Here is a 12,572-nt window from a genome sequence, read left to right on the forward strand (position 1 = left end):
CCACTCAACCGAATAGGAATAGTTTCATGAGCATCGCGATTCGACACAAGGCCGACAGTCCCTGGGAGAGAGCGAAAGTGGAACAGATTTCGCACGCCGATGTCGCGGCATTCGGGGTAGGGCGAGCCGAAACCGCCAATGCGATCATCGAGGAGAGCGGCATCCGTGTCCGGCCGGATCGCAACCGCGGCCGCTCGGCAGGGATCAATCCGTCCGGCCGTTTCGAGCCGGTCAGTCGCCATGTCTTCGACGACGGCTGGAATTCGATCGAGGAACTTCCGCCCTTCAAGACGGAGGTCCAGGTGGAGAAGCCGCGCACAATCATCACGCGCAACGATTCCCCCGATATCTCCTTCGACCGCTCGATCAATCCGTATCGCGGTTGCGAGCATGGCTGCGTCTATTGCTTCGCCCGCCCGACCCACGCCTATATGGGATTGTCGCCCGGTATCGACTTCGAATCGAAGCTGTTCGCCAAGCCGGACGCTGCGCGCCTTCTCGATAGGGAACTTGCCAAGGAAGGCTACCAGCCGCGCACCATCGCGATCGGCACCAATACGGATCCCTATCAGCCGATCGAAAAGCAGTATCGCATCATGCGCGAGGTGCTCGAGGTCCTGGAGGCACGCAAGCATCCGGTCGGCATCGTCACGAAGTCGGCGCTGGTCGTTCGCGATATCGACATCCTCTCACGCATGGCGGAGCAAGGTCTCGCCAAAGTTGCCCTGTCGGTGACCACGCTCGATCGGACGCTGGCGCGCACCATGGAGCCGCGCGCCGCGACGCCGCCGAAACGTCTGGAAACCATAAAGCAGCTGAGCGAGGCCGGTATTCCGACATCCGTCATGGTCGCTCCAATCCTGCCGGGGCTCAATGATCAGGAGATCGAGCGCATCCTGGACGCAGCCCACGCCGCGGGGGCCCGGAGTGCAGGCTACGTCATCCTGCGCCTGCCGCTGGAGGTGAGCCCGATCTTCAAGGACTGGCTGTTGCGCCACTATCCCGATCGCTACCGGCATGTGATGTCACTGATCCGGTCGATGCGGGACGGCAAGGACTACGATTCGGAATGGGGCAAGCGCATGAAGGGCCGTGGTCCTTATGCCTGGCAGATCGGCCGCCGTTTCGAGATGGCGGCACGCAGGCTAGGCCTCAATGCCGAGCGCTCGCCGCTCAGGACCGATCTCTTCGTCCAGCCGAAGAAGGAGGGCGAGCAACTCATGCTTCTGTGAGTCGCGCGGCCGGCCCCCAACGGCACCGCGTCATCCGCCTGTCGCATGGGGATGATGACATTCCAGTTGCACCATTTCCGTCCGGCTGTCCCCTGCCCCGACGGAGCCTTCCCGGCGCGCCGCTAAGTCCGGGAAGGACTTGCGGAGAATCGGGACCGATGCGAGCATTGTCGCATAATGGCTCGCGCGCGTTCCGATTCTCCGCTTCTCTTCGAAATCACGGAAAAACCCGACTTCTCGATAGAGAGGCGGGCGATGAGATCGGGCGGCTGGCCGGTCGTCGGGCTGGACGAGGCTGGTCGTGGTCCGCTCGCGGGACCGGTGGTTGCAGCCGCGGTGATCCTCGATCCGGCTCGCGTCCCCGACGGCCTCGACGATTCCAAGCGGCTGACAGCGATGCAGCGCGACGCGCTGTTCGAGCAGATCCTCTCTTCCGCGCTGGCTGTTTCCCTGGCCTCGATCGCCGCGCCGGGCATCGATCGCATCAATATCCTTCGGGCGAGCCTCGAAGCCATGCGGCGCGCTGCGGTAAGCCTGAGTATGGAGCCACGCCTGGCCCTCGCCGACGGTCGCGACATCCCCCCTGGTCTGCCCTGTGAAGGGCGAGCCTTGGTCAAGGGCGACCAGCGGTCTCAATCGATCGCAGCCGCCTCGATCGTCGCCAAGGTGACGCGTGACCGGATGATGGAGTGTTGCGGGCGCGCCGACGATCGCTACGGCTTCGAATCGCATATGGGTTATGCCACCGAGCGGCACCGCGAGGCGATTGTGGCGCACGGACCGATCGCCCGATGGCATCGTGTTTCCTTCGCGCCTTTCAAGGTGCCTGCCGAATAGTTGCTCGGCTCGTTGCGAAATGGCACCCTTGCGCCCCGCTGGGCTCGACGTCGCGGTTTTGCGGTGCAAACAGTGTCCAAGCGGGTTGGCAGATGAACGGGCGTCGACTTGCCCAGCTGCCGCACGCGCTTCGGATCCCGGCATATTTGCGGCAATTTGCGGTTTCATCGACCCTTGGAATAGTATCCTTACCGCTGGAGCGAGAGGCACACATCTGGAAATGGGAAGGACGCTCCATCACATAGGATAAACATGCCGCCCCCCGCCCGAATCGAGCACGGTCAGGGCCGACGCAGCAGATGGTCAAAGGCACAGGCCAGCAATGTCCCAGACGCTTCGCAAGCTGACGACGATCTTCTCCGCAGATGTCCAGGGCTATTCGCGGCTGATGGAGGCCGACGAGGAAGGCACTCTCGCGACCCTGAAACAATACCGCGACGCCATGGCAAAACTCATCGAAGGTCATGGCGGCCGTGTCGTCAATACCTGGGGTGACGGACTTCTGGCCGAGTTTCCGAGTGTCGTCGAGGCCCTGCGCGCGGCCATCGACGTGCAGAACGACCTGGCCGGTCGCAATGCCGGGCGGTCGAGCGAGACACGCATGCAGTTCCGTATCGGCATCAATCTCGGCGACGTGATCGTCGAGGGCGACGACATCTACGGGGACGGAGTGAACATCGCTGCCCGCCTGCAAAGCTCGGCCACGCCTGGCGGCATCGTCATCTCCAACACCGTGTACGACCAGGTTCGCAACAAGGTCGCCGTCGGCTTCGATTTTCTCGGCCAGCTTCCCGTCAAGAACATCGAGGAAGGCGTGCCGAGCTACGCCGTGCGGATCGGCGAGACGGAAAGGCCGCCTGACCCGGCCCCGCGCAACTGGGGCAGGAACGCCGAGGCGCAGGTCGAACCCGTTCCCACCCTCAGCGAAGCGAAGCCTGTTTCGAAACCGCCCAGGGCGAGGATACTCGGCGTGCTCGGCGTGGTCGCGGCAGGCCTCGTCACAGTCAATCTCTTGTCATGGGACGGTGAATTCTGGGCGCGCTGGCCACTGCTCGGCATGGCTTTGGCAGCCGCCGCCGCTGCTCTTCCGCGGACCGGCCGCATCGACCGGCCGCTGGCGATGCTCGGCCTGGTCGGGCTCTTCATCCTCGGGATCAATCTCTTGTCCTGGCACGGCGAGTTCTGGGCCCGGTGGCCTTTGCTCGGCATCGCCATCGCCGCCGGGATCCGTTGGGTGACGCGCCAGGGCCGGCGCCAAAACCACACTCGATAGTGCATCGATCGATTGGCCCGCGCCGATGGAATCGGCGCGGCCACTTCAACTCCGTTCGGGAACAGGAACAGCGCAAAAAAGAAGCCGCCAGGGACACTGGCGGCTTCCGAGGTTCGAAAGAAGCGGATCGCTCAGTTGAGCTTCGCCTTGAGTTCCTGCACCGAAGTCTTGAACAGGTCGGCTCCAGCCTTCGCATCGACCTTGCCGGCAAGCACCGAGCGGGCGGCCTCGACGGCGATGTCGACGGCACTGGAGCGGACCTCGCTCACCGCGTCGCGCTCCGCCTGGGCGATCTTCTGCTCGGCTAGCGCCGTGCGGCGGGCAACATAGTCCTCGGTCTTCTTGTGCGCTTCCGCGACGAGGTTCGTCGCCTCCCGCTTGGCGGCGGCGACGATCTCGCCCGCTTCCTGCTCGGCTTCCTTGCGCTTGCGCTGATATTCGGCGAGCAACTGCTGCGCCTCTTCACGCAGGCGACGCGCTTCATCAAGCTCGTTACGGATGCGGTTCGCCCGCTCGTCGAGCGATTTGCCGAGCATGCCCGGCACCTTCATGTAGAAGACGATACCGAGAAAGATCACCAGGGCGACCAATGCCCAGAATGTTGCGTCCATGGTCGGCTCCCTATTCCCGCGCCGACTTGACGGCGTCGGCGATGGCGGCCTTGTCGGCCTTGCCGCCGACGAGTTGCTCGACAATCGCCGTCGCGGTCTCGCTGGCGATGGTGCCGACTTCCTTCATCGCCGCCGTCTTGATGGAGGCGATATGCCCTTCGGCATCGGCGAGCTTCTTGTCCAGGCTGGCCTCGACCTCCTTGCGGGCGGCTTCGGCTTCGGCCTTGGCGCTGTCGCGCGCCTGCTGGCCAATCGCATTGGCCTTGTTCCGCGCCTCGGCGAGTTCCTGCTCATAGGCAGCGACCGCGGCGTCGGCCTCTTCCTTCATGCGAGCTGCCTGGTCGAGGTCCTGGGCGATACGGTCGCGACGGACTTCCAGAATGCTGCCCACGCGCGGAAGAACGACATTCTTCAGAAAAAGGTAGAACAGGCCGAAGGTGATGGCCAGCCACAGCAGCTGCGACGGAAAGGTCGAGCTGTCGAAGGGCGGGAAGCCGCTCGGGCTGTGATCGGGGCCAGCCTCGGTATGGGCCTGGCCTTCGGAATGGGTGCCGTCCGCTGCCGGAGCGGTCTCTTCGGCATAACCCGGTGTTACAAACATCGTCTTCCCCTGTTCACTCCGTCCGGCCGCATTCCATGCGGCCGGTCATGTCGCCCGGTCTGCCGGCTCTTACGTGAAGAGCAGGAGCAGAGCGACGAGCAGGGAGAAGATACCCAGCGCTTCGGTAACGGCGAAGCCGAAGATCAGGCGGCCGAACTGGCCATCGGCTGCGGACGGATTGCGCAGCGCGCCCGCCAGATAGTTGCCGAAGATGTGGCCCAGGCCGATGCCCGCACCGCCCATGCCGAGGCAGGCGATGCCCGCACCAATTGCCTTTGCTGCTTCAACTTCCATTGTCCAACTCCTTGTGGATCGAAAATAGGTTGCAAGTCGGTCTGGCGGGAACCCGCCGGTGAAGGCTTCCTAGTGGCTCGGATGCAGGGCGTCGTTGAGGTACATGCAGGTCAGCACCGCAAAGACGTAGGCCTGCAGGAAGGCCACCAGAAATTCGAGAGCAGTGATCGCCACCGTCATGATCATGGGCAGCACGGCACCGGCAACGCCCACGGCACCCAGCGCGCTGAGCGAGGTGACGAAGCCCGCAAAGACCTTCAGGGTGATGTGGCCGGCGAGCATGTTGGCGAAGAGACGGACGGAGAGGCTGATCGGCCGCGACAGGAACGAGATGACTTCGATCAGCACCACCAGCGGCACGAGAATACCGGGCACGCCTTCCGGCACGAACAGCTTGAGGAAGCCGAAGCCGTGCTTGGCGAAGCCGTAGACCACCACAGTGCCGATCACCAGCAGGGCCAGCGCGAAGGTGACGATGATGTGGCTGGTGACGGTGAAGAAATAGGGGAACAGGCCGAGCAGATTGGCCGTCAGCACGAACATGAACAACGAAAAGACGAAGGGAAAGAACTTCATCCCGTGCGAGCCGGCCGCGTCACGCAGCATGGACGCCACGAACTCGTAGGACATTTCCGAAACCGACTGCAGGCGGCCGGGGATCAGGCCGCGGCTCGACGTGGTCACGAACAGGAATGCGCCCGCGGCGGCCACGGTCGCCACCATGAAGGCGGAGGAATTGGTGAAAGAGAAGTCAAGCCCGCCGATCTCGATCGGAATCCATTTCGAAATCTGAAACTGGTGGATCGGATCGTTGGCCACTTACGAACCCCTCGAAGTCTCTGGCGCCGGAACCGGCCCCGTTGTCATTTGCCATCCGGCCCATTGCCGTCCTTGCCGGACTGCCGCAGGCCTGCCTGTGCGACCAGCCCTGCCGAACGCAGGACGTTGAGCACGCCTGCGCCGAAGCCGAGAAGCAGGAAGGCGATCAGCCCCCAAGGCGATGTCCCCGCCAGGCGATCGATGAACCAGCCGAGCCCTGCTCCGACCACAATTCCGGCGATGAACTCGCTGGAAAGCTTCAGTGCCTGGCCATAGCCGGACACGCTGCCCGGTTTTGCGCCTTCGCTCCCGTTCCGTCGCTCCGGCATCCTTGTCGCGAGAGAGGCTTCAAGTTCGCGCCGGCGGCGTTCCAGGTCGTCGTCACGGAGATCGGGATTCGCCGTGCCGGGCCGGTTTTTTCCGGTTTCGCCTGGCCGCTTCGAACTGGCCATCGCAACCTCCATGCCCGGCCAGCAGCTTGCCTACTGTCCGCTCTAAAGTCGGCCGCAACATAGTTAGGCCGCAATCCCCAGTCAAGCCGAGGAACGATCGGTCGCCACATGTATTTTATTCAATAAATTCAACGTGTTGGCTAGATGCGACATAGTGCCCGGACATGAGCGGCGGGGCTGACCGGGCGAATCCCCCTGTCCCGGCCCCCGAGAATCCGCCCATGGCGAGGGGAGCGGAAGACCGGCGGGCGCCCCATCGTTGCCGGCACAGGCGTCGAAAACCAGCGTCAACTCCAGCCGCCGCCATAGGTCCTGTAGAATATGTGCAGGCCGATCTTCTTCATCTTTTCCATCGTGCGCGACCAGCGAGGATGGACATAGGTCGCGTGATAGTGGGTCGACGATCCCACTTCCGGGATGAATATCTTGCCGGCCGTCACCGCCATCGCGACGTCCTGAGCCAGCTTGTAGTGATAGGGGCTGGTGATACGGTCCTTGACGCCGTCGCAGGCGAAGGAGAACTGGCAGGCGTTACGCCAGTTGTCGTTCTGGTAGACGACGCCGCAGATCGACTTCGGGTAGGCCGGATTGCGAACGCGGTTGAGGACGACCTGGGCTACGGCGGCCTGGCCCCGCGCGTTCTCTCCCCTCGCCTCGAAATAGACCGCGGTCGCAAGGCACTTCTGCTCGGCGGCGCCGAACACGGACGCCGGCAGGGGTTTGCTCATCCAGTCATGGTCACCCTCCGCGACCGGGGGGACGAAACGACCCTGGTCGGGATCATCCTTCAGCAATGTCGCGAAAGGCGACGATTTGGAGTAGTCCGGCCTCGGCGGCGCATAGGCGGTCGCCAATATGTCGGGCTTGTCGTTGTTCACGAGGTCGGCGAGCGCGGCCGGCACCCCTGGGTCCGCCCTCTTGTCCCGCCTGGTATAGAAGGCGGTCGCGATCGCGATCTCCTTGCCTTCGATGTCCGTCTTGGCGAAGGCCATCCTGAGATCGCCGTCGAGGGTCGGCTGCAGCAGCGAACTGGTGCGGTCGAGCACGGAGCCCGCGCTGAAGGCCTTCGGCGGCGCGACCGGCGCTACCTTGACGATGCGGCCCTTCTTGTCGCCCCGGGTTACGCGCTCCTCGTCCGGCGCCTCGTTCACCGCGACGCCCTTGCCCCTGAACGCCACCGTTCCGATGCCGGGCGCCTTCACACCCGATCCCGAAAGGGAGGCTGTCGACACGGTGGAATCCACGAAAGGCATCTCGGCGGTGTGGACCGACCCGGCGACCGCTTTCTCGACATAGGCATTCCAGCGCGCACCAGCCGCCTCGGTGCCGGACACCATGCTCGCCATGTCCTGAAAGGCCGTGACGGTCGGAAACCCGATCCAGAAACCGAGCCCGACGACCAGAGCAGGAAGCGAGGGCAGCGAAGGAAACGAGGGAAGGAAGGAAGGAAGCCTCTCCCCTGCGGCCGAGAGCGGCCACGCCAAAATTCGTCGATGCACTGACACTCTCCAGAACGCAACACCCATCCCAGAGAGGCAGAATGGTGAATTAACCTTGATGGAGCGTTAATGACGCGACGGCATGCTTGCGACGCCGGGCAGAACCGAACTGGAGCGGGTCCCTAGCCTTCCTGGGGATTGACCTTCTCGGTCGGTTTCCTGCGCCTGGCGCGCCATTCCTCCAGACGCTGCATGACGACGAAGAAGGACGGCACGAAGAGGACTGCCAGGCAGGTCGAGGCGATCATACCGCTGAACACAGTGATGCCGATCGACCGGCGCGCGCTGGCCCCCGCGCCTGTCGCAATCACGAGAGGCGCGACGCCCAGGATGAAGGCGAAGGAGGTCATCAGGATAGGCCGGAAGCGGGCACGAGCCGCTTCGGAGGCGGCCTCGAGGATCGGCCGTCCTGCGGCGCGCAATTCCCGCGCGACCTCGACGATGAGGATCGCGTTCTTTGCCGACAGGGCGATGAGCAGAATGAGACCGATCTGAACATAAAGATTGCTCTCGACCTTCAAGCCCAGCAGCACGGACACCGGCCCGACCAGCGAGAGCGGCGTGGCCAGCAGCACGGCCATCGGCGCCAGCCAGCTTTCGTACTGGCCCGCCAGCACCAGATAGACCAGCAGCAGCGCAAGCCCGAAGATCAGGTAGATCTGGTTGCCGACCAGCTTCTCCTGATAGGACAACGCCGTCCAACTATAGCCGACGCCCGCGGGCAGCGTCGCGTCGGCGACCTCCTCCAGCAACCGGATTGCCTGCCCCGACGAGAAGCCCGCGGCGGGAACCCCCACGATGGAAGCGGAAGGGTAGAGATTGTAGAGGCTGATCAGCGACGGGCCGACACTCGGCGTGACGGTGAGCACGGTTCCGAGCGGAATCATGTCGCCGTTCTTGTTGCGGACTGTCAGGTTGGCGATGTCTTCCGGCGCCAGCCGGAACTGCGTATCACCCTGGACATAGATCTGGAAAACCCGGCCGAATTTATTGAACTGATCCACATAGCTGGACCCGAGATAGGCTGCGAGGGTGGAGAAGACCTGGTCGGTCGTCAGTTGCAGCATCTGCACCTTTTCGCGGTCCACCTCGACCTTGTATTGCGGCACGCTTGCCCGGAACGACGTGGTGACCCGCTGGATCCCCGACTGGGTTTGGGCCGCTTTCACCACGGCGTTGGCCGCGCCTTGCAGCTTGGCGAGGTCGAAGCTGCCGTCGCGCAGCTCGATCTGCATGGTGAAGCCGCCGGCATTGCCGATGCCCTGGATCGGCGGCGGAGGCAGGAGCAGCACCAGGCCCTCGCCGGTGACGGCGAGCTTGCTGTCGAGCGTCTTATAGAGCGAGGCGAGGTCCTCGCCAGCGCCGCGCCGGCTCCAATCCTTCAGGATGATGTATGCGAGCCCGGCGCTCGCCAATGTGGCGTTGTTGTCGATCGGCGAGATGCCGGCGATGGTCACGACCTTGTCGACGCCGGGCGTGTCGCGGGCGATCCTGGAAACTTCCTGCAGCACCTTCTCGGTCCGTCCGAGGGCGGCGCCGTCGGGCAGTTGCACCGATGCCAGCAGATAACCCTGGTCCTCGATCGGCAGGAAGCTGGTCGCGACCCGCGACAGCCCGTAGACGGCCGTGCCGATGATCAGAAGCGCGAGAACGGCCATGATCCCGCTGTGTCGCACCATCGAGCCGATCAGCCCGGCATAGCCATTCTCGAAGCGCTGGTAGGCCGCGTTGAAGCCACGGTAGAAGAAATTGCGCTGCTCCGGCGGCACCGGCCGGCGCAACCACAGCGCGCATTGCGTCGGCTTCAGCGTAGCGGCGTTGATCGCGCTGATCAGCGCGGTCGCCGCGATCACCAGAGCGAACTGGGCGTAGATCTGCCCGGTGATCCCGGGCAGGAAGGACGCCGGCAAAAACACGGCCATGAGCACCAGCGTGATGCCGACAATGGGTCCGAACAGGGCGTTCATCGCCGCGATCGCGGCGTCGTGGCCCGACATTCCCTGCTCGATGTTGTGAGCCGCCCCCTCGACCACGACGATGGCGTCGTCGACGACGATGCCGATCGCCAGCACGATGGCGAACAATGTCGACAGGTTCACCGAGAAGCCCAGCGCGGCCATCGCCGCGAAGGCGCCGATGATCGTCACCGGCACGGTCGTCGCCGGCACCAGCATCGCGCGCCAATCCTGGAGGAAGAGCAGGATGACGATCAGCACCAGCAAGGCCGCCTCGAACAGCGTCTTGTAGACCTCTTCGATCGCCTGGCTGACGAAGGTGGTCGTATCGAAGGGGATCGAATAGGCGACATCAGCGGGAAACTCGGCCGCGAGCGCCTTCATCTTCCTGTCGACCGCCGTGGCCACATCGAGCGCGTTGGCCCCGGGCGACTGGAAGATGGCGAGGCCCGCCGCCTGCTGTCCGTCGAGGCTGAAGAACTGACCGTATGTCTGCGCCCCGAGCTCGACCCGGCCGATATCGCGCACCCGCGTCATGTCGCCGGCAGTGCCTGATTTGACGATCACCGCAGCGAATTGGTCGGGATCGTCGAGACGGCTCGAGACATCGATCGTGTACTGGAACGACTGGCCGTCGGGCGCCGGCGGCATGCCGACCTGCCCCGCCGTCACCTGCTCGCTCTGCTGCTGAAGAGCCTGAATGACATCCTGCGCGTCGAGGCCGCGTGCCCGCATCTTGTCCGGATCGAGCCACACGCGCATCGAATACTGGCCGGCGCCGAAGACGCTCACATTGCCCACGCCCGGCAGGCGGGCGACCTCGTCCTTCAGCCGTATCGTCGCGTAGTTGCTGAGGAAAAGGCTGTCGTGGCTGCCGCCCGGCGAGGTCAGCGTGGCGATCATCAAGATCGACGTCGACTTCTTCTGGACGGTGACGCCCTGGACCTGCACGGCCTGCGGCAGGGCGGCCATGGCGCTCGACACGCGGTTCTGCACAAGCACCTGCGCGGCGTCCAGATCGGTGCCGACAGCAAAGGTGACGGTGAGCGTGTAGGAACCGTCGGCGGCGGCGAAGGACTGCATATAGAGCATGTCCTCGACGCCGTTCACCTGCTGCTCGATGGGCAATGCGACAGTGTCGATGACCGTGCGTGCGCTCGCGCCCGGATAACGGGTCGTGACCTGCACGGTCGGCGGCACCACGTTGGGATATTGCGCGACCGGGAGCCGGAGCAGCGAGACAGCGCCGATGACCACCATCAATATGGCGATGACATTGGCCAGTACCGGCCGTTCGATGAAGAACTTCGAGATCATTGCGATGCGGCGCCGGATGCCACCGCGCCGACGTCCCGCATTTGCGGCTCGATCTTCTGGCCTGGTATCGCGGTGAGCAGGCCGGACACGATGACGCGATCGTCCGGCTTGATACCATCGGTGATGACCCGCATCTCTCCGACCAATTGGCCGATCTGGACCGTGCGCTGTTCGACCACGTCGTTCTTGCCGGCAAGGAGCACATAGCGTCCGCCCTGGTCGCTGCCTATGGCGCGATCGGGCACGAGCAGCATATCGGGCTGATCGAGCAAGGGTACCCGGACACGCACGAAATAGCCCGGCAGCAACTCGCGTTTGGCATTGGGCAGCACCGCGCGCACCTGCAGCGTGCCGGTCGAGGCGGTGATGCTCGGCGCGGCGTAGTCGAGCGTTCCCGAATGCGGATAGCCGGTCTCGGTCTGCAGCCCGACCTCGGCGACCACTTTCTTCAGATCGCCGGCGCTCAGCCCGCGCTTCTCCATGGCGGCCTTGATGCGCTGCACTTCCTTCTCGCTGACGTCGAAGGTGACGTAGATCGGATCGAGCTGGACGATTGTAGCGAGCGCCGTGGAGCCCGCGGCTGCGAGCTGACCGACAGAAACCTGGCGCGCGGTGACGATGCCGTCGAAAGGCGCCTTGACCTGCGTGTAACTCAGGTTGAGCTCGGCCTGCTTGACGTCGGCGGCGGCTTGCTGCTGCTTGGCGACGTCGGCCTCCCGCTGCGCCGACGACTGGTCCATGTCCTGTTGGGTTGCGAAGCCCTTCTTGAGCAGGGTCGCCTGGCGTTCATAGTCCGCCTGGGTGTCTTTTGCCGCGGCGATCGCCGAGGCCTGCTCGGCCTGCGCCTGCTGCAGCGCGAGTTGGTAGGGTTCCGGCTCGATGACGAAGAGAACGTCTCCGGTCTTGACGCTGTCGCCGTCCTTATAGTCGATCTCCTGGATGAAGCCGGCCACGCGGGCGATCAGTGTCGTGTCGTTCACGGCGACCGTGCTGCCGGTCGCCTCCAGATAAGGCGTGACGGTCTGCTTGACGGGAAGGGCGACCTCGACCTTCGGCGGCGGAGGCGGAACGTAGCTGTTCTGCTCGTTGCAGCCGGCAAGCGCGACGCCCATGCTCAAGGTTGCGAGCACCGGCAAGGCCGGGCGAGCACCCTGCCTTGTCTCCTGTGACCGACAATCAACGGACCCTATGCCGAGGCGGCGGGCGAAGAGCTTTTCGAACCTCGGCCAATACAGTGTTACTCCGCCGCCCATCCCGTCCACAACCTGGCTTTTCTTGCACGAATCCGAGCGTGACGTTACGTTATTTTGATGATGGGGTATAGTCATCCGTCCACGGGAGAGAGACTCGGCATGAGACCGGCGCCCATTTTCCTAGGCATTGCAATCTGCCTGTTCTCTGGCATGGCTCTCGCCCAGACGGCAGCCGAGCGCACGGCCTGCCAGGCCGATTTCGAAAAGTATTGCCAGGGTGTCGAGCCGGGCGGCGGACGCATCATGGAATGCCTGGCCAAGCAGTTGGACAAGCTGTCGCCTCAGTGCAAGCAGGTGATCCAGACGCATATGCCAAAATAGGCAGCTTTGCCTCCAACTTGAGACTTTCCGTCCGACGTGTCGCGGCTGGGGACCTTCTCCGTGAAGGCCATCCGGCCATCCCGGTCCGCACTGGCAAAAAGGGTTACC

At 64.0% G+C, this 12,572-nt stretch carries 12 protein-coding genes; 4 read left to right on the plus strand and 8 right to left on the minus strand.

Annotation, left to right across the window (positions count from 1 at the left end):
* Nucleotides 1–77 precede the first annotated feature (77 nt).
* The 3 genes from JN280_RS30640 (at nt 78) to JN280_RS30650 (ending at nt 3,342) form a co-directional block, all read left to right on the plus strand.
* Nucleotides 78–1,232, plus strand: coding sequence for a PA0069 family radical SAM protein (locus tag JN280_RS30640; protein ID WP_202315129.1), 1,155 nt, complete (start codon nt 78–80; stop codon nt 1,230–1,232).
* 177 nt (nt 1,233–1,409) lie between these two features.
* Entirely contained in the window at nt 1,410–2,069 is a 660-nt protein-coding gene (locus JN280_RS30645; protein WP_202307864.1) for a ribonuclease HII, read from the plus strand.
* Nucleotides 2,070–2,391: 322 nt separating this feature from the next.
* Nucleotides 2,392–3,342 carry an adenylate/guanylate cyclase domain-containing protein gene (locus JN280_RS30650; protein WP_202307865.1) on the plus strand — a complete coding sequence of 317 codons (951 nt, stop codon included), beginning with the start codon at nt 2,392–2,394 and terminating at the stop codon, nt 3,340–3,342.
* A 131-nt stretch (nt 3,343–3,473) separates the two neighbouring features.
* On the opposite strand, the gene JN280_RS30655 is transcribed toward JN280_RS30650, so the two are convergent.
* The 8 genes from JN280_RS30655 to JN280_RS30690 form a co-directional block, all read right to left on the minus strand.
* Nucleotides 3,474–3,953 (minus strand): F0F1 ATP synthase subunit B, encoded by a 480-nt coding sequence (locus tag JN280_RS30655; protein ID WP_202307866.1) that lies wholly within the window; start codon nt 3,951–3,953, stop codon nt 3,474–3,476.
* Nucleotides 3,954–3,963: 10 nt separating this feature from the next.
* On the minus strand, nt 3,964–4,554 hold the full coding sequence (locus JN280_RS30660) for a F0F1 ATP synthase subunit B (protein WP_202307867.1): 591 nt from the start codon (nt 4,552–4,554) through the stop codon (nt 3,964–3,966).
* A gap of 69 nt (nt 4,555–4,623) precedes the next feature.
* Nucleotides 4,624–4,848 carry a F0F1 ATP synthase subunit C gene (locus JN280_RS30665; protein WP_008595464.1) on the minus strand — a complete coding sequence of 75 codons (225 nt, stop codon included), beginning with the start codon at nt 4,846–4,848 and terminating at the stop codon, nt 4,624–4,626.
* Between the two features lie 69 nt (nt 4,849–4,917).
* Complete coding sequence (locus JN280_RS30670; RefSeq protein ID WP_202307868.1) at nt 4,918–5,667, minus strand: F0F1 ATP synthase subunit A; 750 nt, start codon at nt 5,665–5,667, stop codon at nt 4,918–4,920.
* Between the two features lie 44 nt (nt 5,668–5,711).
* Nucleotides 5,712–6,119, minus strand: a complete 408-nt coding sequence (locus JN280_RS30675; RefSeq protein WP_202307869.1) for an AtpZ/AtpI family protein — start codon at nt 6,117–6,119, stop codon at nt 5,712–5,714.
* 287 nt (nt 6,120–6,406) lie between these two features.
* Complete coding sequence (locus JN280_RS30680) at nt 6,407–7,618, minus strand: cell wall hydrolase (RefSeq protein WP_202307870.1); 1,212 nt, start codon at nt 7,616–7,618, stop codon at nt 6,407–6,409.
* A 122-nt stretch (nt 7,619–7,740) separates the two neighbouring features.
* The gene (locus JN280_RS30685; protein ID WP_202307871.1) at nt 7,741–10,890 is read right to left on the minus strand and encodes an efflux RND transporter permease subunit; all 3,150 of its coding nucleotides are present in this window, start codon (nt 10,888–10,890) and stop codon (nt 7,741–7,743) included.
* Entirely contained in the window at nt 10,887–12,002 is a 1,116-nt protein-coding gene (locus JN280_RS30690; RefSeq protein ID WP_244743636.1) for an efflux RND transporter periplasmic adaptor subunit, read from the minus strand. The genes JN280_RS30685 and JN280_RS30690 overlap by 4 nt, the downstream gene beginning before the upstream one ends.
* 240 nt (nt 12,003–12,242) lie before the next feature.
* Between JN280_RS30690 and JN280_RS30695 the strand changes: the two genes are divergently transcribed.
* Nucleotides 12,243–12,464: a cysteine rich repeat-containing protein gene (locus JN280_RS30695; protein ID WP_202307875.1), complete on the plus strand. Its 222-nt coding sequence runs from the start codon at nt 12,243–12,245 to the stop codon at nt 12,462–12,464.
* Nucleotides 12,465–12,572: the final 108 nt, after the last annotated feature.

The organism is Mesorhizobium sp. L-8-10 (assembly GCF_016756635.1).
Classification (GTDB): domain Bacteria; phylum Pseudomonadota; class Alphaproteobacteria; order Rhizobiales; family Rhizobiaceae.